Below are 22552 nucleotides of genomic sequence, written 5' to 3' on the forward strand. Positions count from 1 at the left end.
CGATTCGTCGCGACCCTATCGAAATATTTGCACAAGCCTTGTAATATTTCGCATTCTGTGCAAATATTTTGCGCATGGCTAAATTCCTGTATCGAGTAGGCCGCTCCGCCTACCTCCACAAGTGGCGCTTCCTCGCCGTCTGGCTGATCGTGCTGATCGGCGTGGGCACCGCCTCCGCACTGTTAACCAAACCAACCTCGCAGTCCTTCACCATCCCTGGTCTGGAATCCATTGAGACTCAGGAGAGGATCAAAGAGGAGTTCCCCAATGGCGAAGATTCTGACCAGTTAGAGGCAGCCACGGGCAAGCTCGTGCTACAGGCTCCTGAAGGCCAAACCCTTGCCGAGGGCGAGGCTGCACAATCGACCGAAGACATCCTTCAGGCGCTGCAAGAGCTCGATTTCCTGAAGGACAAGGAAAAGCTCGTCTCCCCCGTGCTGGCCAGCGAAGGCATGCACCAGCAAATGGCTCCCATGAAGCAGAAGCAGGGAATGCCGAAGGAGCAGATTGCATCCGACATCGCTGCTCTAAGCCCGCTGAGCCCCGACAAGCGCACTGGCACCATCGAGGTTTCCTTCGATGCGGAAACTGCAGCAGACGTGCCCGCAGAGGATGTGCAGAAGTTCGAGGATGCAGTAAAGAATAACGAGGGCAACCTCAAGGTTGGATGGAGCGGTAACGCATTCCAGCAGCCGGAGATGAGCATGGCCTCCGAAGCCATCGGCCTGGCGGTCGCTGCCATCGTTCTGATCGTCACCTTTGGCAGCCTCGTGGCTGCAGGCCTGCCGCTGCTCTCCGCAGTGATTGGTGTGGGCACCGGCATCGGCATCGTCATGGCAGCCACCTCCGTCACGGACAGCATCAACTCCATGACCCCCACCCTGGCCTCCATGATCGGCCTGGCCGTGGGCATCGACTATGCGCTGTTTATCCTCTCCCGCTTCCGCAACGAGCTGGTCGCCCATGTGGATGGCCAGGATCTGGAACCGAAGGAACTACACCAGAAACTCAAGACGATTCCCGTCAAGGAACGCGCCCACCTGGCCGGCCTCGCAGTCGGCAAGGCCGGTTCCGCAGTTGTCTTCGCTGGCCTTACGGTCCTGATTGCACTGGCAGCACTGTCCATCATCAACATTCCGTTCCTCACCGCGATGGCCTTGGCCGCCGCCGGTACCGTTGCCATTGCCGTGATCGTCGCGATCACGCTTCTGCCCGCCATCATGGGCCTCATTGGCACGAAGGTCTTCGCAGGACGCGCGCCTTTCGTCAAGGCTCCGGACCCAGAGAACGAGAAGCCGACCATGGGGCTGAAGTGGGTGCGCATCATCCGCAAGAAGCCCGCCCTGTGGTTGGTAGGCTCTGCAGTGTTGTTGATTCTGCTGGCCATCCCCGCAATGAACCTGCGTCTGGCCATGCCCTCCGATGGTTCTATGGCCAAGGGCACCCCCAACCGTGTCGCCTACGAAATGACGGAGGAGGGCTTCGGAGCTGGCCGCAATGCCCCGATGGTCGCCCTCGTTGAATACCCCGACCTCAACGACAAGGAGAAGGCTGCCGCCACCCAGGAGGCCGTCGCGACCCTCCAGGGCACCGAAGGCGTGGAGAACGCCCAGGTAGTGCAGACCAACGGCGATCCGCGCAACCCAGCCGACCTGGGTACTGCGGCTCAGGTGATGATCACCCCGTCCTACGGCGCGACGGACGCCCGTGCCGCCGATGTCCTTGAGCAGATGCGCGCCGAGGAAGCCGGCTATACCGAAAAGACCGGCGCATCCTACGCCATCACCGGCGTCACCCCGATGTACGAGGACATTTCACAGCGCCTGTCGGACGTCCTCATCCCCTACATCGCCATCGTCCTCGTGTTGGCTTTCATCCTGCTGATGGTCGTCTTCCGTTCCATCTGGGTGCCACTGATCGCGGCACTGGGCTTCGGCCTGTCGGTGGCCGCCACGTTCGGCGTCACCGTCGCACTGTGGCAGGAGGGCTTCGGCGGCATCATCGACGACCCGCAGCCCATCATCTCCTTCCTGCCCATCATGCTGATCGGCATCGTCTTTGGCCTGGCCATGGACTACCAGGTCTTCCTGGTTACCCGCATGCGCGAGGGCTGGGCGCACGGCAAGACCGCCGGCAACGCCACCGCCAACGGTTTCAAGCACGGCGCGCGCGTGGTCACTGCAGCCGCGCTCATCATGATTTCGGTCTTCGCCGCCTTCATGATGGCCGATGAGCCGTTTATTAAGGTGATGGGCTTTGCCCTGGCTGCCGCCGTATTTTTTGACGCCTTCATCGTCCGCATGACGTTTATTCCAGCAACGATGTTCCTTCTCGGTGAGCGCGCGTGGAAGTTCCCCAAGTGGCTAGCGAAGATCATTCCCGCTGTCGACGTCGAGGGCGAGAGCCTGGTGGGATTGAACGCTGACGGTAGCCGCACTTCGGATACACTTACCGAATCAAGTGAAGCAGGTCCGCGAGACGCACAGGCAGCCGTAAAGTAAGTCGTCACTCGAGAAAAGTTGTGAAAGTGAGCTTCGAAGGCGGAAAAAGCGTAGAGGCAGCAACACCGGGCCTACGGGATCGCAAGAAAGCCGAAACCCGTGAGCGCATCGCCTACGCCGCCGTTGACTTACTAGTCAACGAGGGAGTTGAGAATGCTACCATCGCGAAGATCGCAGAAAGAGCTGATATTTCTCCGCGCACTTTTCACAACTATTTCCCTCATCGAGAGGCTGCTTTACTGTTCACGCTTAATCAATTCGTTGAGGAAATGGTTGGAATGGTGGATACCGCACAACCTGGGCAACAATTGATATCGATCGGCGAGAATATCGCGGTGGACTTCTTTAATCGAACGACGGGCAGCCCGAACAGCATTCAAACCCTCTCCCGTCTTGCGGACCACTTACTCTCTATCCCCGCCCAAGCTCGTACAGAGCTTTTCACAGAGAACGATGGCCTTCCCCGCAACGCCGTGGAGTTCTTCTCTCCGCTCGTACAGGCTTTTCAGCGGTACAGCGAGCGCGAAGGTCGGACGCTCAACACCGCCCACGCGCTGTTGCTCATCAATTCGATCATGGTTGTGCCCAAAGTTTACGTGGAACTCAACGAGGGTGGAGAGCGTGCGGCGGAAGAAGAAATTCGAGGCGCTTTCCAACTACTAGCGGGCGGGCTTTCCCAGCTCGGCTAGCTGAGATGAGAAACAATTAAGCACCTGACCTCCGTTTTGTGAATATCAGATTTGCTACGCTAGTCTGCATCGAGCGATATCCATCAAATCGGATCATCTGGGCGTAATGAAAGGTTTCTCACTCACATGTCATCGAGTTCGACGATCCCCGAGCCCTCCGCTTCCCGGCGCGAACAGAAGAAGGCCGAAACGAAGCAGAATCTCATCGATGCAGCTATTGAGCTGTTCATGGGCTACGGCCCGGAGGAAGCGACGGTCCAGGCCATCACTAAGCGGGCGGGCGTATCCACGCGCACATTCCACAACTACTTCGAGCGCCGCGACGATGTCTTCGCCTACTACCTGCACGAGGTCTTCGAGCACTTCGCTTGCCGCATCCGGGAGATTGCGGTGGACCACCCCACCGGCCGCATCGTGGACATCATGCGCGACGCAATGTGGATCTACTGCTTCCCGCCGCACGTTGATCAGGGCGAATCGGTTAGCCAGACGGGCTCGGCCGAATTTTCTGAGCTGGTGGATCCCACCACCCCGGATATCCGCAAGTTCAAGCCTCTGCTCATCATGCTGGAGAACCCGCAGGATAAGGGCAGCAGCGAACACCTGGATGTGGACCTACCTACCCTCACAGAACCTGGAACCAAGGCGCTGTGCGATGTCGCCCCCGACCTCTCCCCCCCTTCAAGGCATTCCTGTTGCTGGATGTTTCCTTCAGCATCGCCATGCGCGCCGTAGAGGCAGCTGCGAACGAGCGGCTATCCGGTGGCCTCAGCCCCGAGGAGCTCTACAACCAGGCCTTCGACATGCTGGCCCGTGTCGATCGCATTGAGGACGAGGAGTAGTCGCCTCACCAAGAATCAAACCCGGTTTCCTTTGCCCAACCCCGATAAGGGAAGATGGGCACTGTGGAATCAGAGGGAATCTTTACAACGCTTCTCAACGCAACGCTGATCATCGGTGGCTACCCGATCCTCTGGCGCGAAATCATCGGCAATCTCTTCGGCCTAGCCTCCGCCGTCGGCGGGATGAAGCGCGTGGTGTGGGCCTGGCCCGTGGGAATCGTCGGCAATGTGCTGCTGTTCACGGTGTTCCTGGGTGGACTGTTCCACACCCCACAGGATCTAGACCTCTACGGCCAGGCAGGCCGCCAGGTGATGTTCCTCATCGTCTCGCTGTACGGCTGGTATCAATGGAGCCGCGCCCGCACTGCCGGCATGCGCGAGCCTGATAACACCGACCCCTCCCGCTCCATCGTCAGCGAGCCCGCCGCCGACAGCGCCGCAGTGCAGCCCAGCTGGGCCAGCACCAAGGAACGCCTCGGCATGCTCGCCTTTGCGGTGATCGGCACCGTAGTCTTCGCGCTGATCTTCGACGCGCTAGGTTCGTGGGGGCCGTGGGCAGACGCCTGGATCTTCACCGGCTCCATCCTGGCCACGTTCGGCATGGCCCGCGGCTGGACGGAGTTCTGGCTGATCTGGATCGGCGTGGATATTGTCGGCGTACCGCTGCTGCTCGCCGCGGGCTACTACCCCTCCGCGGCGCTATACGTGGTCTACGGCGCGTTCGTGCTGTGGGGCTTCTTCGTGTGGTTGCGGGTGCAACGCACGAAAACCACCGGCGCCGCAAGCGCCGCCAGCAGCTAGTACCTAGCCCACCAGCGCCCGCCATTTCTCCACGTCCACGTCATCCGTGGAAGCCGGCTCGAACTGCGCGTTGTGATCCTTGTGCTCCAGCACTGCGCGCACTCCCTCGATGAAGTTCGGCCCCCGGCGCAGCTCGCCACCGACCTTGAATTCCATATCCAACGCCTCGCGCAGCGTTGCACCCTCCGCGCGGCGGAAAAGCTCCACCGTGGCCACAAGACTCTCCGGGTTGGCACCCTTCAGGGAATCGGTCACCTTGGTTATAAACTGCGCCAATTCGGCGTCCGAAACAGAACCCTCATCCCGCACGATCCGAGCTTCGATGTCTGCCCAAGTACCTTCGGCGAAGGTCCGCTCGATCCACTCCGCGTGCTGCTGCAGCGTAGACGTGGGCTCCTCCAGCTTCTGCGGGTCGAGAGCGTTAGACCGCAGTGCCTCTGGAAGATCGCCCGAATGCAGGTCGGATTCGAAAGCATGCACATCGGCCACCAGGTTCGTGGCCAGGCCGGTGTACAACATGTCCGCAGGGCTTAGGCGCCAACCCGTGGCGGCGATAAAGAGCCCCACTGCGGGCGAGCAATCCAGGTGCGTCAGCCGGTAAGACATACCCACGTCGGGCACAAACCCGATCGCAGCCTCCGGCATTGCCCCCAGGGTGCGCGGAGTGATCACGCGGTGCGAGCCATGCATGGAAATGCCCATGCCCCCTCCCATCACGATGCCCTCCAGCAGTGCGATAACAGGCTTGTTTACCCGCGACAGCCGCTCGTTGAGGTCGTACTCTTCCTCAAAGAAGGAGTCCCCGAAGCGGTACATGCGCTTCATGTCTCGCATCCGCACGTAGCGCACGTCCCCGCCTGCGCAGAAGGCCCGGTCGGAGGACGACTTGATTACGATGAACTGAATCCAATCATCGTCGGCCCATTTGTCGACCGCCTCGCGGATTAGGCGGATCATCTCCACGTTTAAGGAATTCAGAGCCTTAGGGCGATTCAGCTCGATAACCCCGACGTGACCTGCAACGACGGTCGTTACTTCCGCATCCGGGTCGTACGTCGGGTGCTTCCTTCTCTTGTCTGCCATGTCACCATAATTACAGGAACGACAAGGAAGTGCAGCCTAATTTAAATCTAAGGTCTACTTAGATTTCTTGCCCTTCTTGGACTTCTTGCCCTTCTTCTTTTTGTCGCCCTTGTTCTTTTTGGACGCCGCAGCCTCCTTGTCCTTGGACTTCGAATCCTTCTTGGAGTTCTCCTCGGACTCAGCTTCCTTGGCCTGCTTGGCTTCCTCGGCCTGCTTCTTCAACAGGTCCTTCTCCAGCAGCTTCGCCACGTCGGGCACGTAGCGGAACTGGGTGCGCGGCGGGCGCTCGTAGGTGGACTCGGATGCCGGGCGCTCCGGAATCTTCGGCACGTTCTTCTCCACGTACTCCCACGGGATCGTGTTCAGCAGGTGGTTGATCACGTTGATGCGGGAGCGCTTCTTGTCCTCGGACTCCACGGTGTACCACGGGGCAGACGGGATGTCGGTGTGCACGAACATCTCATCCTTCGCGCGCGAGTAGTCCTCCCAGCGCGTGATGGACTGCAGATCCATCGGGGAGAGCTTCCACTGGCGCAGCGGGTCGGACTGGCGGGACTGGAAGCGGCGGATCTGCTCTTCATCGGACACGGAGAACCAGTACTTGCGCAGGATAATGCCGTCCTCAACCAGCAGGCGCTCGAAGATCGGAGCCTGGTGCAGGAAGCGGCGGTATTCCTGGGTGGTGCAGAAGCCCATCACGCGCTCCACGCCAGCGCGGTTGTACCAAGAGCGGTCGAAGATGACGATCTCTCCGGCGGTGGGCAGCTTCTCGATGTAGCGCTGGAAGTACCACTGGCCCTTCTCGCGCGAGTTGGGGGCTGGCAGAGCCTCAATGCGGCAGACGCGCGGGCTGAGGTACTGGGTGATGCGCTTAATCGCGGACCCCTTGCCCGCCGCATCGCGCCCCTCCATCACGATGACGATGCGGGCTCCGGTTTCCACCACCCACTGCTGCATTTCGACGAGTTCCGCTTGGAGCCTTTTGAGCTCCTTTTCATAGGCCTGTTTGTCCAGCTTGGGAAGTCTATTGCTCATTGTTCCAAGCTTAGTTCTTCGCAGGCCGAACGCCTAATAATCTCTTAGCTTTTGGGCCTTACTAAACCTGGGCGCGAGCGACCTCACAGATAGTGCAATAATTAGCCCTTATGCAGACAAAGGAAGTCGCTTCGGCGCGATTGGAAAACTTCAGACATCTCAAGATCAACCTCCCGGTTAAGATCGCGTTGAGTGTGCTGCTGGTGCTTTCTGTCCTACCGAAGATCTTCAACACTCGCGGCTTCCACTACAACCTGGACTTGGACGTCTACCGGGTGGGAGCCCAGCGCGTTCTGGACGGCCAGGAGCTCTACAGCGGCCACTTCCACATCATCGGCGATACGTATCTGCCGTTTACGTACCCGCCGATTTCGGCCCTCTTGTTCACTCCCCTGACGGTGATGCCCTATAACCTGGCCGCCGTTTTGCTGGTCTGCGCCACGGTGACTGTCACCTGGTGGGTGCTCGCCCACACCGTGCACGCGGCAGCGCGCCTGGATCGCCCCTCCGCAGGCTGGGTCGCGGTAATCCTCACCGCTGTGCTGATCCACTTAAGCCCCATCCACACCACCCTGGCCTATGGGCAGATCAACGTTTTGCTGATGGGTATGGTCTTCGTCGATGCGCTCGTCGTGCCTCGTCGCTACCGCGGCCTGCTCACGGGTGCTGCGGTTGCTATCAAATTGACGCCCGCAGTTTTCGGCCTGTGGTTCCTTCTGCGCAAGGACTGGGGTTCCATCCTGCGCATGGGCGTAGGCACGCTCGGCACTACAGCTTTGGCGTGGCTGATCCTGCCGCGGGATTCTCTAGAGTATTGGACGCACACGCTGCGCGAAACCGGGCGTATCGGCAACCACGAATACGCCCTGAACCAGAGCATCAACGGTCTGCTGTACCGCTTCGGCCTGCGTACGGATGATTCCTCCAGCTTGTTGTGGGTAGTCCTGGTGTGCGTTTCGCTGGCAGTCATCACCTTCGTCATGATCAAGCTGCTGGAGGCACAGGCGCCGGTCGTCGCGCTGTGCGTCAACTCGTTGTTTGCACTGCTGGCCAGCCCGATCTCCTGGAACCACCACTGGTCGTGGGCTCCGGTGCTGCTGGTGGCCCTGGCCTGCTACGCGATCGCGGACCCCACTTCCCCGCTGGCCACCCCGCGCTGGCTGTGGGTTGCCCTGGTTGCCTTGGGCTTTGCCGCCTTCGCCTTCGAACCCACCGCTTTCGTTCCCTTCCAGGAGCAGCGCGAGTTCGAGTGGAACGCCTGGCAGGCGCTCCTGGGTAACTCCTACCTGTGGTGGACAATCTTGGCCCTGTTAGTGATGACGGTTCGCCTCGCGCTTTACCACGGCAAGACTTCCGACAAGACCCCAGTCTCTGAGGCAAGCGCCGGAGCTTAAGAGGCTTAAGGGGGGTTTAGGGATTTAAGCCCCTTGCCTTTAGCACTCCGGCACGTTGACGGAGACGTTCGTCGCTAACCCGCCGCCGGCCGTTTCCTTGTACTTCTCGGACATGTCCCTGCCGGTCTGCCGCATGGTCTCAATGACTTCATCAAGGGTGACGTGATGGTCCCCGTCGCCGCGCATCGCCATCTTGGCGGCGTTGATGGCCTTGCCCGCACTGATGGCGTTTCTTTCGATGCACGGGATCTGCACCAATCCCCCAATGGGGTCACAGGTGAGCCCCAGCGAATGCTCCATCGCAATCTCCGCCGCGTTCGCCACCTGCCGCGGAGACCCTCCCAGCACCTCCGCCAGCCCGGCGGCGGCCATGGAGGCCGCAGAGCCGACCTCGCCCTGGCAGCCGACCTCCGCGCCGGAGATGCTGGCGCGCTCCTTGTACAACGAACCAACCGCGCCTGCGGCCAGCAGGAAGCGCCGGTTCACCTGGAAGGGGTCCTGCTTGCCGGCGGGCGTGAACTCGCGGGCGTAGAACATCACGGCGGGGATGATTCCCGCGGCGCCATTCGTCGGCGCGGTGACCACCCGCCCACCAGCTGCGTTCTCCTCGTTTACCGCCAAGGCGATCAGGTTTACCCAGTCCTCGGAGAACTCGGCAGTGCGGTGCGGGTCCTCCTCCATCAGCTGGTCGTACCAGCGCTTCGCGCGACGGCGAACCATCAAGGCTCCGGGCAGCACTCCGGCGAAGGTTACTCCGCGCTTGGCGCAATCCTGCATGGCCTGGGCGATGGCATCCAGGTTCGCATCGATCTGCTCGTCGGTGCGCAGCGACTGCTCGCAGCGCCGCTGCACCTCCCCCAGGCTGATGCCCGCGTGCTCCGCCAGGGAGATCAGCTTGTCACCGGACTCGAACAGCCACTGCCCGCTGAGCTCGTCCAGGGTGGGGACTTCCTCCTCGGTACGGATGAAGCCACCGCCAATGGAGTAAAAAGTCTGCTTCAGCGGCTCCGACAGGCCACTGACCACGAACGTCATGGCATTCGTGTGAATCGAACGGCGCACGGTCGGCCGCAGCACAATGTCTTCGAAACCGCAGGTGACGGGCAGGCTCTTATCGCCCGCCAGATAAATGGTGCGAGTCTGGCGGATCTCATCCAGCCGGGACTGCATGTAATCCGGATCGACCTGCGCCGGATCGGCGCCGTCCAGGCCCAGCAGGCAGGCTCCCAGCGTGCCGTGTCCGGCACCCGTAGCGGCTAGCGAGCCATACAGGACAACGCTGATGCTCAGCGGGTGTTCACCCTCATCGGGCAGGCTCACCACGTCGGCCAGCTTGTCGGAGCCCAGCGGGCGCAGCCCCTCCTCGGTTGCTGAGTCGGCGGCGCGGGGAGACGTGGCGTCATCCCCCAAAAATGCCTTGACCCGGCGCGCGAAGGACAGTCCCGCGCGCATCGGCCCGACGGTGTGCGAAGAAGACGGGCCGACGCCGATCTGGAAGAGGTCGAAAACGCTGACAGTCATAGTGGTGTTAAGGGGGCGAGACTACGGGCTAGTTATTCTCGACGCGGAACTCGGCCATGCGGTCCCACTCGGTCTTGCCTGGGATCTTCGTGTTGATGATCTCCGGGGTCTCCAACAGGTACTTCGGCATCTCGTCGCAGGCGCGCTTGAAGTGCTCGGACTCTACGTGGGCGACGTCGGCATCGTCCTGGAAAGCCTCGATCAGCAGGTACTCGTTTGCGTTCTCCGGGTCGCGGAACCAGTCGAAGAAGATGTTGCCTTCCTCGGCGCGGGTGGCCTCGGTAAACCAGGAGACCTCCTGCAGGAAGTTGTCGGCGAACTCGGGGCGGACCTTGTACTTAACGTTGATAAGGATCATGGTGCCCCACCCTACGCTGTGCACCCGAGTGTTGGCAGATGCCCAGCTGACCCGACATGCCCGTCCCTGCACTCGGTACTGCCTCCGGCCCTAGCCGTTGTCCACGCCGACTTCCTTCTCCGGGCCTTGCGATTCCATCGCCTCGTCCAGCTGCTCACGAAGCTCCTCGGCGCGCTGCGGGTTGAAGTCCCTCCCGCCGACCATCGCCAGCATCCCGTCCAGCACGCTGTTGCCGTAGTTGTGCCCGTGGCCGTTCGGCACGTTGGCCGCAACCGGGAGGTCCATGGTGACCTGCCAGAAGGTAACAAACGGGATCCAGGACATAGACGGCGAGCGGTCAAAGCCGGCCGGTTCCTTCAGCCAATCGGGTTCCTGGGCGATCAGCGACGGCGACCACCACACCACCGGGTCCGAAGGGTGCTGGATAAACAGGATTCGCGGTTGGTGCCACCCGGCGCGCGAGGTCAGGTCTTCTTCTCGACGCCACCGCCAGATCTCATCGGAGTTCTCCGCAAAGCGGACATTCAGCCCGCCCGCGTATTCCGCAGACACTTGCGGCGAGCCGGGGTCTCGCCGATCCACCAGGTCGTGCCACAGCTTGTTTGAGTTCGGTGGCCCCACCCACAGCAGGCCATCCACGCTAGAGACGATGTCGCGCACGCCAGAGAATGCCCCGCTGCCCGCGTTGGTGCCCAGCGATTCGCCGTAGACGTACAGCTTCGGGCGGTCGTTCTCCGGCAGGGTGTGCCACCAGTCCACGATGGTGGAGACCAGCGCCTCTCCCGCGTCTTCCACGCGCTGCTGGTCAGCGATGAACTGCACGCCACTGGGCAGGTAGGAGTACTGGGCGGAGGCGATCGCGGAATCGCCGTCGAACATCAGCTCGAAGGCCTGGGCGGCCGTGGGGTTCACCCACCCGGTGCCGGTCGCGGGCACCACGAGCAACGCCTCGCGGTCCTTCGCGCCCGTCCGCTTCAACTCCTCGACTACGCTTTCCGCCCGGGCTTTATCCGTATCCTCTGCACCGTTTTCCAGGCTGGCGTACACACGGATGGGTTCCTTGCTGGGCCGGCCGGTCAGCTCTTCCAACTCGTCCTTGTACAGCCCCAAGCCGACGAACCTAGTGCCGAAGGCCCCCAGGTCCTCCCACTTGTTGGGCGACTGCGGGCTACCGGAGCGCTCCGGCACCTGGGGTTGCACCAGGTCTTCCCGAATCTCCTGATCCCGGACCGAAAACACCCGTTCGGTGGCGCTGACAACCGTGCCGGGAACGACGGTATCCACCAGGAAAAGCACGGCCATGCCGACGGCCAGCCAGGCGAACAGCGGGCGGGTAACCCCACCCAAGCGGCGCCCCACGGGGCCATCTTCCAAGGCCTCGATCAGCCACAGCAGACCTTTGCCCACCAGCACGATCAGCGTCCACAGTCCGATGCCGATGGGCAGCACCAGCAGGAACTCGGCCGCCGTATAAGCCTCCGCGTCCATCAAATGTGCCAACTCTCGTTGCCAGCGCACGGCGAAGGAAACCCACACAAGTAGTGCCAAGATCACGACGGCCACGAAGCCAATCTCCAGGCCATTCTTCAGCTTCCGCATCCCTCGGTCGCTGAGCTCCAGCTTATGCTGTAGCTTCTCTAGCAGCCCCAGGGCCTTGCGGCGGCCCCGTCCCATGGGCTCGTTGAAGCGCCGTTGCAGGAAGGCTTCCCACAACCAGTGGAGGAACACACCAACGGTATAGCCGGTGCCGCCGGAGATACCTGCGACCACGCCCTGAAACAGCCAGTCGCGCGGCAGCAGCGAAGGCGTGAGCGAAGCCGCGAACAGCAGCGCACCGACGATCACACCACCGGGGTCCACGTGGGCCTCCCACTGATCCCTAGCGGCGCTTAGCTTCCCAGTGATTTCCTCCTCTGCGGCGGAGGCGACATCAGCTATCTTCAAGCTTCTCCCCGATCTCCAGCCACTGCATCTCCAGCTCGCCGTGTTCTTCCTGGTTGGCCTTCAGATCCTTATCCAGCGCGGCTAGCTCGTCAGTCACGGGCTCGCCGGTAGCTGCCTTTTCCGCCACCTCGTTCATTTTCTCGTGGATGGAATTGATCTTCTGCTCGATCTTGGCCATCTTCCTTTCCAGCGCACTCATTTCCTTGGTGAGTGTGTGGACTTCCTTGGCGCCGAGGCTGGGGCGTCCAGAAGAAGTAGCGCCAGAACCGGTGGCGCCGGAGCTACCAGAACCAGAATCCGCAGCGTCGAAGGTCAGAGTGTTCTTGCGCCCCTCATCGCTGGCCTCCTGCTTGCGGCGCTCCAGGTACTGCTCGATGCCGCCGGGCAGGTTCGTCAGCCGCCCATCGCCGAACAGCGCCCAGGTGGAATCGCAGATGCGCTCGATCAGGTAACGGTCGTGGGAAATCACCACGAGCGTGCCGGGCCATTCGTCCAACAGGCTTTCCAGCTCCTGCAGGGTGTCGATGTCCAGGTCGTTCGTCGGCTCATCCAGCAGCAACACGTTTGGCTCGGCCATCAGCACGCGGGTCAGCTGCAGGCGGCGCTTCTCGCCACCCGACAGGTCCCCGATGGGCGTACGCTGGCGCTTCGCGCTGAAGCCCAGCCGCTCGGCCAGCTGGGAGGCGCTGATCTCCTTGTCGCCGAAGGTCACGTAACTGGCGATATCCTCGACAGACTCAATCAGGCGCTTCGTGGGGTCCAGGTCGTCCAGCTCCTGTCGCAGCCAGCCCAAACGCACGGTCTTGCCCTCGACGCGGCGCCCCTGCTCCAGCGGCGCCTCGCCCGCCAGGGTGCGCAGCAGGGTCGTCTTGCCGGAACCGTTCACCCCCACCAGGCCGATGCGCTCGCCGGGACCCAAACGCCAGGTCAGGTCCTCTACCAGGGTGCGCCCGTCCGGGGTGGCGATGCGCGCGTTCTCCAGCTCGATGACCTTCTTGCCCTGGCGGCGCGCTGAGAAGCTCATCAGCTCCACCTTGTTGCGCATCGGCGGCACGTCGGCGATCAGGGATTCCGCGGCCTCGATGCGGTAGCGCGGCTTCGAGGTTCGCGCGGGCGCCCCGCGGCGTAGCCACGCCAACTCCTTGCGCGCGAGGTTCTGGCGGCGCTGCTCGGCCGCGTCCGCCTGCCGGGCGCGCTCGGCGCGGGCGAAAGTCCAGTCGTTGTAGCCACCCTCATAGACGTCCACCGCGCCGTCGTGCACCTCCCAGGTGTGGTTGGCGACGGTATCCAGGAACCAGCGGTCGTGGGTGACCACAACCAGCGCAGTGTTGCGCCCCAGCAGGTGCTCGGCCAGCCACTGCACGCCTTCGACGTCCAGGTGGTTGGTCGGCTCGTCGAGGATCAGCAGGTCCAGATCCTGCACCAACGCGGCGGCCAGGCCGGTTCGGCGGCGCTCGCCACCGGACAGCGAGTGCACGGGAGTATCCAGCCCCAGCCGGGCGATGTCCAGCCCGTTGAGTACGCTACGCACCTTCGGGTCGCCGGCCCATTCGTATTCCTGCAGACCCAGCGGTTCTAGCACTGCCCCGGCGACAGTCATGTCTTCCGGCGCGTCGCGCAACACGTCCTGGGTGACCATGGCCATGCGCAGGTCGTTGTTGTGGCTTACGCGCCCGGAGTCCGGCTCGTCCTTCCGGCTCAGGATGTTCAGCAGGGTGGACTTGCCACCGCCGTTGAGCCCGACCACGCCGATGCGGTCGTTGCTATCTACTCCGAGGCTCACGTCGTCGAGCAGGGTCTTGAGCCCATAGCTCTTCGAGACTTTTTCTAGGTTGATGAGGTTACTCAAGTACTTCTTCCCTTTTTATGACGCCCGCAGCCGCAGCTGGGGAACTCGTCGTCATCGTGGAGCTGGCTTTCCCGGCCACGCTAACGGCTGTCGCGACCTCCACCGCGTCGTCAGCGGATGCGCACAGCATGGCGACTGTGGGCCCAGAGCCGGAGACGATTGCGGCGATGGCGCCGGCCTCCTCGGCGGCCTTCAGGGTCTCGCGCAGGCTGGGCAGCAGGCTGATGGCCGGGGCCTGCAGGTCGTTAACCAGCAGCTTTCCCACTTCTTCCGGGTTTCCTGTCCGCAGGGCTGCGATCAGCCCCTCAGGGCTTCCAGCTCGCGCGGCCTTGGGGCTGGCCTCCGAGGCAGCGGCGCGCTGCTGGTCCAGCTGTCTAAACACCTCCGGGGTGGATAGGCCGCGCTTGTCGGTGGCGATGGCCCAGTGATAGGTGCCCGTAGCGATGACGGGCATGAGGTTTTCCCCTTTGCCTGTGCCGCGGGCCGTGCCGCCGAGCAGGCAGAAGGGCACGTCGGCGCCCAGGTCGGCTGCGATGCCGGACAATTGTGCGCCGTCCGGGCGGCGCGGGGAACGCAGGTCCGGGAAGTACAGCTCTGTCGCCGCAACCAGCGCGGCTGCCGCATCCGCCGATCCCCCGGCCATTCCGCCGGCAACGGGAATTCCCTTGTCGATGTGGATGTGCACGGGTTCGTCGGCCCAGGGGACGTGCGCGTCTCGTGCCAGTTTCTGGATTGCAGCGACGGCCTTCCACGCCAGGTTGCTGGAATCCTGTGGCACCAGGTGACTGTCGAAGCCGGAGACACTCCAGGTGCACGGCGCCGCGTCGGCGGCCTCCTGCGCAACTTCGGCCTCTCGTACAGCTTCGGCATCATGTGCGTCCTGCGCACCTTGTGCATCCCGCAGCGCGACGGTGACCTCTTCCTTCAGCGAGACGGCCTGAAAGATCGTGTCAAGCTCGTGGTATCCGTCCTCCCGGGCCGGCCCCACGCCGAGATGCAGGTTCACCTTGCCGTGCGCACTAGCTGTGACGGAGCGGTACTGGGGCTCCTGCGGACCGAAGATGTGGGAAACAGTCATTGCGCACCCCTCAGCGAAGCCACGGCCAGCTGCACGAACTGTTCCGTCGAGAGCTTCTCACCGCGAAGGGTCGGGTCGATCCCCGCGCTTCGCAGCGCATCTTCGGCCGCCTGGCCGCTGCCGAAGTGGCCGGAAAGGGCGGCGCGCAGCGTCTTGCGGCGCTGCAGGAAGGCGGCGTCTGCCAGAGCGAAGACCTCGCGGCGCAGCTGCTCGGCATCCAGCTGTCCAACACCCTGGTCTGCGTCAAACTGTTCGGCGCCCGACTGCCCGCCGGCCCACGGCTCCGCCCCTTCGGCGTAGCGGTCGATGCGCACCAGGCCGGAGTCGATCTTCGGCGCTGGCCAAAAGACGTTCTTGCCGATGGTCGCCGCGCGGGTGACGGAGCCATAGAAACCAGCCTTCACGCTGGGCACACCATAGATCTTGGATCCGGGAGCGGCGGCCAGACGGTCGGCGACTTCCAGCTGCACCATGACCAGAACGCGGTCGATACTGGGGAACTCCTCCAGCATATGCAAGAGCACGGGAACGGAGACGTTATAGGGAAGATTCGCCACCAGTGCGGTGGGAAGGGGGCGTCCAGCGTCGGCAAAGTCCTGCGCCGTGACCGCCATCGCGTCCTTGAGGATCACCGCCGCATCGGCCTCGCCTGCGCCCTGTTCTTCCAGGGTGGCGGGCAGCTTCGCGGCCAGGCGCGGATCGATCTCCACGGCGGTAACGCTCGCGCCGGTTTCCAACAGCGCGAGGGTCAAAGAGCCCAGGCCAGGGCCGATCTCCACCACGTTGTCGTCCGCGGTGACATCGGCGGCCTTGACGATCTTGCGCACCGTGTTGGGGTCGTGGACGAAGTTCTGCCCCAGCTTCTTAGTGGGGTTTAGGTCCAGTTCCTCGGCGAGCTGCCGGATCTCATTGGGCCCCAGCAGCCGAATCTTCCGTTCATTCACCATTCACAGGATAGTCGAGCTGGTGCCCGATAAAAACCGAGGTTGCTGCGCTGCTGTGCATAACTATGCACAGCCATGCTCGGCAGTGCTCGGCAATGGCCTAAGGCTTAGCGCAGACCCATCTTGGAGGTGCAGGCAGGCCATGCGCCCCAGCCTTGTCCGGCCTGCACGCGCTCGGCAACTGCGATCTGCTGCTCGCGGGTAGCCATGTGGGCAGCCGGTGCATACTCGGTGCCACCGAAAGCAGCCCAGGTGGACGGGGTGAACTGCAGGCCGCCAGAAAAGCCGTTGCCGGTGTTGATGGACCAGTCGCCGCCGGCCTCGCACTGTGCCAGCTGATCCCAGACGGAGCCGTTGGCCACAGCCGGGGCTGCCGCGCCGGTGTTGGAGCCCTTGTCGTCGGCCTTGTCAGCCTTCTTGGTGCCGCGGATGATTACGCGCTCCTTTGGAGCGGCGATCTCCTTGCTGGACTTCTCCTCGCGGCTAACCTCTTCGCCGTTGACGGTGCGGACGGTCGCAACAACGCGAGCCTTGCCCGGCGCGCCCTTCTCTACGACCTTCTCCTCGCCCTCGGGCATGTTCGGGTCTTCCTTCACACGCTCCGGAGCCGGGATCTCCTCGACCTTGGTCTCCTCGCGGTTGGCGATGCGGGTGACCTCGACGTGCATGCCCTCCTTCAGAGGGGTGTTGGCGGCCGGGGTGACCTTGTCATCCTTGCCCAGTGGGGTGCCACGCATCTCGAAGATCTCGCCCACGGTGCGGGCAGGCAGGCTCATGCGGCCGTCCTTGCCACCGTCGTTCAGGGTGAACTTCTTCGGGGTAACGATCTCCAGCTCCATGCCATCGAGCGGGATCTCCTGGTTACGCGCCTGGGAAAGCTCGCTCGCAGCGTCGCTGCGGCCGATCTGGTCCAGCAAGGAGCCGACAGTCAGTGCAGTGGTATCGATCTTCTCCTGCTTGCCGTCGATAGTCAGAGCCACGGTGCGGGCGCTGCGGACAGTGATCTTGGAGTTGTCGCTGATAGCCTCGTCCAGCGCCGGGGTGACCATGGCGCGGTTGTCGATCTCCACGCCTGCGGACTTCAGCGCGCCCTCGACGTCGCCGGACATGGTGCTGGCCTGGATGATGTCGCCGTTGACGTCCAGAGTGACCGACTTCTGCCCTGCCACCGCAACGCCACCGCCGACAACCAGGGTCGCGAGCATGCCACCCGTGGCGATGCGCAGCGGGGTGGAGCTGGTGTTGTTAATGCGGTGCAGGTGGGACTTCTTCTTCGGTGACACTAGATCGTTGCCTCTCTTGTTACTGACGCCCTTTAGGTTTCAACTTCGCCACGTTCTGTGCACGTAGCAACGGGGCGCCCGAACGCCGATTTTCTCAACTTTTGTCACAATACGATAACGATCCTTGTTAAACAAAGATCCAGACCAAATTGTTCCGCAAATCACAAATATGGGGGTACAGCTGCGGTAACAGCAGCCACAACCCCCAACATGCATTAATTTCTATACCTTTTCGTTACCTGGCGTCACACCAGAAACAGGAACCTCACTAGCGGAGACACCTGCAGAGATACCGGTAAAACCACAGTGTGCACTAAGCGCCCAGATCGATCCCGTAGAGCCGTTGAGCGTTCGCGGTGACCAGCTCTCCCAGTTCCTGCGGCGCCATCCCCCGCTGCTCCGCCACGCAGGCGGCGGTGTAGCCAACAAAGGCTGGCTCGTTACGCGCACCCCGGAAAGGCTCAGGGGTCATGTAGGGCGCATCGGTCTCCACCAGAATCTGTTCCGCCGGGGCAATGCGCGCCGCCTCGCGCAGCTCCTCATTGCGCTTGAAGGTCACGTTTCCTGCGAAAGACAGCACGTAGCCGCGATCCAGCGATTCCTTGGCCACGTCCAGCGGGGAGGAAAAGCAGTGCAGGATCACATTCTCCGGCTGCGGCGCGTCGGCGAGCACCCGCAGCAGGTCGGCATCGGCCTCGCGGTTGTGGATCATCAGGGCCTTGCCAGATTCGCAGGCTAGGTCGATGTGGAAGCGCAGTGCCTCTTCCTGTACCTCGATGCTCGGGGTTTCCTCCCCGTCTCCTGGATCCTTGCCGATCCAATACGCATCCAGGCCGGTCTCGCCGATGGCCACGCAGCGCGGATGGAAGGCCATCTCGCGCAAGCGCTCGCGCACTGCCCCCGTCACCGTCTGAGCCTTAGTCGGGTGCACGGCGCAGGCCGCCCACACGCGGTCGTGGAACTCCGCAGCCTGCAGGGCCTTCTCCGTCTCTTCGATACCGTCGCCGACGGTGCACACGCCGCGTACACCCACGGCACAGGCGCGATCCATAAACTCACCCACCAGTCGGCGGTGATCTTCCTCCCCAAACGTCCTATCCCCTGCGTCCGACCCCACCACGTCCTGCCGGCGCTGATTCTTCAGCACTGTGGACCACAGGTGGGTATGCGAGTCGAACAGCGGGACGATCGGCTCGGGCGGAACGGGTGTCGGACGCTTCTTTCTTGCCATGCCCACTACCCTAGCGCTCCTCTACGTGCGGTCGTCCACGAACACCTTCCGGCTGGCCACCAGGCCCGCCGCCAGCAAAACGAAGTTGAACCCCACAAGAACCAACAGTCCGGCGGTCCAGGACGCAGTGGCGTCATAAAGAGCACCAAAACCAAAAGGCCCAACGCAGGCGACCGTGTACCCGATGCCCTGCGCGCCCGAGGACAAAACGGCGGCGGCCTTCGGTTCGCGGGTGCGGGTGGCGATCAGCATCAGCCCCAGCGGGAAGGTAGAGCAGCCCAACGAAACCAACGAAATCCACAGCACCGGCAGGCGCATCGGGTCGGTGATCACCATCAGCAGCGCCACGAACATGCAGCTGCACGACAGGATCGTCACCCATGCCGCGCCGCGCTCAAAGCGGGAGGTCATCCACGGAACGATAAACGACGAGGCAGTTCCGACCAGCGCGAACACTCCGCCGATGATGCCGCCGAGCTGCGCCGATCCACCGGATTCCACGATGATCTTCGGCGCCCATGTGATGAAGCAATAGGAAATGGAGGACGTCATGGCGAACATCACTACGATCCCCCAGCTCACGGGGTTGCGCCACATGTGCCGATACGTGCCGCGCGACTCGCTGTTTTTGTTCTTTATGACGCCCAGTAGCTTCCGCGGGTGCGCCTGTCGCAACATCTCGCTGCCGCGCTGGGCCGCGGTTCCCGGAGTCACCGAGAACACGAGGACTCCCCAGCACAACAGTGCCAACAGCGGCGGAATCGCCCAGACTCCAATCGCCACGCGCCACCCGCCGAGCTCGGCCAGCGGCACGGACACCACCGATGCGGTGGCCATGCTGACCTGGCCGACCGCCATGTAGGCGATCGACATGACCGTGAGTTTGAACGGGAAGTAGTCCTTAATAACAGCAGGCAGCAGGGTGTTTGTGATACCCACCCCGACCAGGCCGATCATCGTCCCGGCAAGGAATATCAACTCGTTGGGCGCCGCCGTGCGCAGGCCAAACCCGGCGGTGGCCAGCACCATGGCGGTGCTAATGACCGCGCGGAAGGATAGCGCTTTGGCTAAAGGGCTGGAAAGAACGGCCGCGACGGCGAACATGGCCGTTGGCGCCATGCCAACCAGTCCGATGAAAAGGCCGGAGGCGCCGAGGCCGGTGCGCACTTCGTCGGCGATCGGCGGGAAAGCGCTGACGGGGCTGCGCAGGTTGGAGCTGGTCAGCAGCACCGCGAGCGCGGCGATGATCGCCACCGCGGACGGCACACGACGGTTCGCGCTGGCCGCACTGGACATCCTCGTCATTTTGTTCACCCCCGGTTCGTTTTAGCTTCGCGTCAGCGCCACTTTCTAGTCACGCAGGCGCGGCACACTAGCTACAAACCCTACTAGACCAGCAAGCTCCCACTACATTGCGACTGCAAAGGCAGGCACCAACACCATGGAACACTTGATCGTCTTCGACCTGGGCGGCGTACTGGTTCAGCGTCGCCACACCTTGCGCGAGCTCACCACCGTGATGATCCGCCACGCCAACATTCAGTCTCGCTCGAACAACGGCAGCCAGACCAGTGTCCCCACCATCATCACCGACCCGTTTAGCTTCGAGGCAGCCTACGGCCGCTACCGCGAAAGCTACAGCCTGTCGATGGGGCCGAACGACTACTTCACCACCCTCTGCCGCGCCGCCGGCGTGCAGCCCACAGAGGAACTGATCGCGGAGCTGCTGGAGACCGACACGCGCCTGTGCTCCACCGTGAACACTTCCGTTCTGAACCTGCTGAACCACCTGAACGCCATCGACCAGCCATGGGGCATCTTCAGCAACGCGCCGCGCCCGGTCATGGAGGCCGTGATGGATCAGGATTGGACGAGCGGCGCGGCCGTCACCTGCTTCTCCCCCGACCTGCGCTTCACCAAGCCCCACCAGGGCGCATTCCGCCGCTTTGAGCAGGCCGCGGCGGCCGCCGGCCACGAGTACGCTTCCCTGATCTACTTCGACGACCGCCAGGCGAACCTGGATGCCGCCACACGCCGTGGCTGGGAGGCCTTCCCCTGGCGCGGCGTGGAGTCCGTCCACGAGGTGCTCTCGCCCATCATCGGCCTGCGCCGCGCGGACTAGTTAGCCACTAACTGACCAGCCCGCTACTTCTGCACCGGCGCCCACTCCGGGCCGGTCTCCGCCAGCTCCGGGTCGAGTTTCGGGAATAGCGGCTTGGGCTTGCTGAGCTTTGTCCCCAGCTGGATCTCCTGGCGTGCCCACGTGGCCTTTTGCTTCGTGTAATCGCCCATGATGACGGGGTAGGTGCGCCCTTCTTCGGGCAGCCCGACGCCCACTGGCTCCCGCGGAGAGTCATCCGTTACCTCGATAACCTCCGGCTGGGCCGCCCAGATGCCTTCGCCACCGAGGGTCTCGAAGATCTTCTGCGCGGAGAACGGCAGGTACGGGGTGAGCAGGGTATTTACGTCGGAGACGACCTGCAGGGCGGTGTACAGCACCGTGGCCAGGCGCTCGCGCTGCTCCTCGTCCTTTGCCAGCTTCCACGGCTCCATGGCCGCGATGTACTGGTTGGCGCGTCCCGCAATACGCATGGCCTCGGTGATGCCAGCCTTGAAGCGGGAGAGGTTGATGTTGTCGCCAACAACGTCGAAGGCCTTGGCGGACTCGGCGAGCAGCGCCTCGTCCTCCGCGGTCAGCGGCCCCGGGGTGGGGACCTCGCCGAAGTTCTTGTAGGCCATGGAGACGGTGCGGTTCACCAGGTTGCCCCACTCGTTGGCGAGCTCGGAGTTGATGCGGCGAACGAACTCGTCCCAGGTGAAGTCCGTATCGGTGGTCTCCGGCCCAGCGGTGGCGATGAAGTAACGCAGAGCGTCGGGGCCGAACTCCTTCAGGAAGTCGCGCACGTAGATCACCACGCCCTTGGAGGAGGAGAACTTGGAGCCCGACATCGTCAGGAACTCGGAGGATACGACCTCCGTTGGCAGGTTCAGCGCCGGGTCGGCGAGCTCGCCGGCCTCGCCGCCCTTGGAACCCTGACCGCCGTAGCCCAGCAGCTCTGCCGGCCAGATCTGGGAGTGGAAAGTGATGTTGTCCTTACCCATGAAGTAGTAGGACAGAGCCTCCGGGTCGTTCCACCACTTCCGCCAGGCCTCCGGGTCGCCGATGCGCCAGGCCCATTCGATGGACGCAGAGAGGTACCCCACGACGGCGTCAAACCACACATAGAGCTTCTTGGCGTTGTTGTCCTGCCAGCCCTCGACGGGGATCGGCACGCCCCAGTCGATGTCTCGGGACATGGCGCGCGGGCGGATGTCCTCCAGCAGGTTCAGGGAGAACTTCAAGACGTTCGGGCGCCAGTCGGTGCGGCCCTTGAGCCAGGTGGTGAGGGCCTCTGCCAAGGCGGGCAGGTCTAGCATGAAGTGCTCGGTGTCGATGAACTCCGGCGTTTCACCGTTGATCTTGGAACGCGGATCAATCAGGTCCTCGGGATCCAGCTGGTTTCCGCAGTTGTCGCACTGATCGCCGCGGGCGTCATTGGCACCACAGATCGGGCAAGTGCCCTCGATGTAGCGATCCGGGAGGGTACGACCGGTGGAAGAGCTGATGGCACCGCGGGTTGTCTGAGTGACCATGTAACCGTTGTTGTACAGGCCGGTGAAAAGCTCCTGTACGACCGCGTAGTGGTTGCGGGTGGTGGTGCGGGTGAAAAGGTCATAAGAAAGGCCGAGGCCCGCGAGGTCCTCGACGATGATGCGGTTGTAGCGATCCGCCAGTTCCTGGACGGTCGTGCCTTCCTTCTCCGCCTGCACCAGCAACGGGGTGCCGTGCTCGTCGGTGCCCGAAACCATGAGCACCTCGTTGCCAGCCATTCGCTGATAACGCGCGAATACATCCGAAGGCACGCCGAATCCGGCGACGTGGCCGATGTGGCGGGGGCCGTTGGCATAGGGCCATGCAACTGAGGTGAGAACTCGTTTCGACATAACCCTTAGATTAGG

The 22552-nt window shown here is 62.9% G+C and carries 17 protein-coding genes and 1 pseudogene; 6 read left to right on the forward strand and 12 right to left on the reverse strand.

What is annotated here, in order from left to right:
• Positions 1 to 74: 74 nt before the first annotated feature.
• The 4 genes from HMPREF3166_RS04840 to HMPREF3166_RS04855 all read left to right on the forward strand — a co-directional run bounded on the left by HMPREF3166_RS04840 (position 75) and on the right by HMPREF3166_RS04855 (position 4833).
• A complete protein-coding gene (locus HMPREF3166_RS04840) occupies positions 75 to 2501 on the forward strand; it encodes an MMPL family transporter (protein WP_070487925.1) in 2427 nt (808 codons plus the stop codon).
• A 26-nt stretch (positions 2502 to 2527) separates the two neighbouring features.
• On the forward strand, positions 2528 to 3190 hold the full coding sequence (locus HMPREF3166_RS04845) for a TetR/AcrR family transcriptional regulator (RefSeq protein ID WP_246816928.1): 663 nt from the start codon (positions 2528 to 2530) through the stop codon (positions 3188 to 3190).
• 126 nt (positions 3191 to 3316) lie between these two features.
• Positions 3317 to 3925, forward strand: coding sequence for a TetR/AcrR family transcriptional regulator (locus HMPREF3166_RS04850; protein ID WP_246816929.1), 609 nt, complete (start codon positions 3317 to 3319; stop codon positions 3923 to 3925).
• A gap of 161 nt (positions 3926 to 4086) precedes the next feature.
• Positions 4087 to 4833: a nicotinamide mononucleotide transporter family protein gene (locus HMPREF3166_RS04855; RefSeq protein ID WP_070487935.1), complete on the forward strand. Its 747-nt coding sequence runs from the start codon at positions 4087 to 4089 to the stop codon at positions 4831 to 4833.
• Positions 4834 to 4836: 3 nt separating this feature from the next.
• Here the strand turns inward: HMPREF3166_RS04855 and HMPREF3166_RS04860 are convergent, their stop codons facing one another.
• On the reverse strand, positions 4837 to 5916 hold the full coding sequence (locus HMPREF3166_RS04860) for an enoyl-CoA hydratase/isomerase family protein (RefSeq protein ID WP_083293820.1): 1080 nt from the start codon (positions 5914 to 5916) through the stop codon (positions 4837 to 4839).
• A gap of 159 nt (positions 5917 to 6075) precedes the next feature.
• Positions 6076 to 6951: pseudogene (gene ppk2 / locus HMPREF3166_RS04865) on the reverse strand (polyphosphate kinase 2); the annotation flags it as partial.
• A gap of 110 nt (positions 6952 to 7061) precedes the next feature.
• On the opposite strand from ppk2, the gene HMPREF3166_RS04870 reads away from it, so the two are divergent.
• A complete protein-coding gene (locus HMPREF3166_RS04870; protein WP_070487936.1) occupies positions 7062 to 8345 on the forward strand; it encodes a glycosyltransferase 87 family protein in 1284 nt (427 codons plus the stop codon).
• A 39-nt stretch (positions 8346 to 8384) separates the two neighbouring features.
• On the opposite strand, the gene HMPREF3166_RS04875 is transcribed toward HMPREF3166_RS04870, so the two are convergent.
• The 9 genes from HMPREF3166_RS04875 to HMPREF3166_RS04915 form a co-directional block, all read right to left on the reverse strand.
• On the reverse strand, positions 8385 to 9866 hold the full coding sequence (locus HMPREF3166_RS04875) for an L-serine ammonia-lyase (protein WP_070487938.1): 1482 nt from the start codon (positions 9864 to 9866) through the stop codon (positions 8385 to 8387).
• A gap of 28 nt (positions 9867 to 9894) precedes the next feature.
• Positions 9895 to 10224 carry a putative quinol monooxygenase gene (locus HMPREF3166_RS04880; RefSeq protein WP_035004463.1) on the reverse strand — a complete coding sequence of 110 codons (330 nt, stop codon included), beginning with the start codon at positions 10222 to 10224 and terminating at the stop codon, positions 9895 to 9897.
• Between the two features lie 90 nt (positions 10225 to 10314).
• Positions 10315 to 12168, reverse strand: coding sequence for an alpha/beta hydrolase (locus HMPREF3166_RS04885; protein WP_049049180.1), 1854 nt, complete (start codon positions 12166 to 12168; stop codon positions 10315 to 10317).
• A complete protein-coding gene (locus HMPREF3166_RS04890; RefSeq protein WP_070487940.1) occupies positions 12155 to 14017 on the reverse strand; it encodes an ABC-F family ATP-binding cassette domain-containing protein in 1863 nt (620 codons plus the stop codon). Before HMPREF3166_RS04890 ends, HMPREF3166_RS04885 begins: the two co-directional genes overlap by 14 nt.
• Positions 14010 to 15095: a 4-(cytidine 5'-diphospho)-2-C-methyl-D-erythritol kinase gene (locus HMPREF3166_RS04895; protein WP_035004468.1), complete on the reverse strand. Its 1086-nt coding sequence runs from the start codon at positions 15093 to 15095 to the stop codon at positions 14010 to 14012. The genes HMPREF3166_RS04890 and HMPREF3166_RS04895 overlap by 8 nt, the downstream gene beginning before the upstream one ends.
• The gene (gene rsmA / locus HMPREF3166_RS04900) at positions 15092 to 16042 is read right to left on the reverse strand and encodes a 16S rRNA (adenine(1518)-N(6)/adenine(1519)-N(6))-dimethyltransferase RsmA (protein WP_034988185.1); all 951 of its coding nucleotides are present in this window, start codon (positions 16040 to 16042) and stop codon (positions 15092 to 15094) included. Before rsmA ends, HMPREF3166_RS04895 begins: the two co-directional genes overlap by 4 nt.
• A 104-nt stretch (positions 16043 to 16146) precedes the next feature.
• Positions 16147 to 17322 carry a resuscitation-promoting factor gene (locus HMPREF3166_RS04905; RefSeq protein ID WP_070487942.1) on the reverse strand — a complete coding sequence of 392 codons (1176 nt, stop codon included), beginning with the start codon at positions 17320 to 17322 and terminating at the stop codon, positions 16147 to 16149.
• 313 nt (positions 17323 to 17635) lie between these two features.
• Positions 17636 to 18553, reverse strand: coding sequence for a TatD family hydrolase (locus HMPREF3166_RS04910; RefSeq protein WP_070487996.1), 918 nt, complete (start codon positions 18551 to 18553; stop codon positions 17636 to 17638).
• A gap of 21 nt (positions 18554 to 18574) precedes the next feature.
• Entirely contained in the window at positions 18575 to 19858 is a 1284-nt protein-coding gene (locus HMPREF3166_RS04915) for an MFS transporter (RefSeq protein WP_241476792.1), read from the reverse strand.
• A gap of 136 nt (positions 19859 to 19994) precedes the next feature.
• On the opposite strand from HMPREF3166_RS04915, the gene HMPREF3166_RS04920 reads away from it, so the two are divergent.
• On the forward strand, positions 19995 to 20675 hold the full coding sequence (locus HMPREF3166_RS04920) for an HAD family hydrolase (RefSeq protein ID WP_035004471.1): 681 nt from the start codon (positions 19995 to 19997) through the stop codon (positions 20673 to 20675).
• A gap of 23 nt (positions 20676 to 20698) precedes the next feature.
• On the opposite strand, the gene metG is transcribed toward HMPREF3166_RS04920, so the two are convergent.
• Entirely contained in the window at positions 20699 to 22537 is a 1839-nt protein-coding gene (gene metG, locus HMPREF3166_RS04925; protein ID WP_070487944.1) for a methionine--tRNA ligase, read from the reverse strand.
• Positions 22538 to 22552 lie beyond the last annotated feature (15 nt).

Source organism: Corynebacterium sp. HMSC08A12 (assembly GCF_001807485.1).
GTDB lineage: Bacteria > Actinomycetota > Actinomycetes > Mycobacteriales > Mycobacteriaceae > Corynebacterium > Corynebacterium evansiae.

Excerpts from the sequence above, each read along its gene's own strand:
- HMPREF3166_RS04840 (WP_070487925.1), top strand. The coding sequence starts at position 75 with ATGGCTAAATTCCTGTATCGAGTAGGCCGCTCCGCCTACCTCCACAAG.
- HMPREF3166_RS04850 (WP_246816929.1), top strand. The coding sequence starts at position 3,317 with ATGTCATCGAGTTCGACGATCCCCGAGCCCTCCGCTTCCCGGCGCGAA.
- HMPREF3166_RS04855 (WP_070487935.1), top strand. The coding sequence starts at position 4,087 with ATGGGCACTGTGGAATCAGAGGGAATCTTTACAACGCTTCTCAACGCA.
- HMPREF3166_RS04860 (WP_083293820.1), bottom strand. The coding sequence starts at position 5,916 with ATGGCAGACAAGAGAAGGAAGCACCCGACGTACGACCCGGATGCGGAA.
- HMPREF3166_RS04870 (WP_070487936.1), top strand. The coding sequence starts at position 7,062 with ATGCAGACAAAGGAAGTCGCTTCGGCGCGATTGGAAAACTTCAGACAT.
- HMPREF3166_RS04875 (WP_070487938.1), bottom strand. The coding sequence starts at position 9,866 with ATGACTGTCAGCGTTTTCGACCTCTTCCAGATCGGCGTCGGCCCGTCT.
- HMPREF3166_RS04880 (WP_035004463.1), bottom strand. The coding sequence starts at position 10,224 with ATGATCCTTATCAACGTTAAGTACAAGGTCCGCCCCGAGTTCGCCGAC.
- HMPREF3166_RS04895 (WP_035004468.1), bottom strand. The coding sequence starts at position 15,095 with ATGACTGTTTCCCACATCTTCGGTCCGCAGGAGCCCCAGTACCGCTCC.
- rsmA (WP_034988185.1), bottom strand. The coding sequence starts at position 16,042 with ATGGTGAATGAACGGAAGATTCGGCTGCTGGGGCCCAATGAGATCCGG.
- HMPREF3166_RS04910 (WP_070487996.1), bottom strand. The coding sequence starts at position 18,553 with ATGGCAAGAAAGAAGCGTCCGACACCCGTTCCGCCCGAGCCGATCGTC.
- HMPREF3166_RS04915 (WP_241476792.1), bottom strand. The coding sequence starts at position 19,858 with ATGACGAGGATGTCCAGTGCGGCCAGCGCGAACCGTCGTGTGCCGTCC.
- HMPREF3166_RS04920 (WP_035004471.1), top strand. The coding sequence starts at position 19,995 with ATGGAACACTTGATCGTCTTCGACCTGGGCGGCGTACTGGTTCAGCGT.
- metG (WP_070487944.1), bottom strand. The coding sequence starts at position 22,537 with ATGTCGAAACGAGTTCTCACCTCAGTTGCATGGCCCTATGCCAACGGC.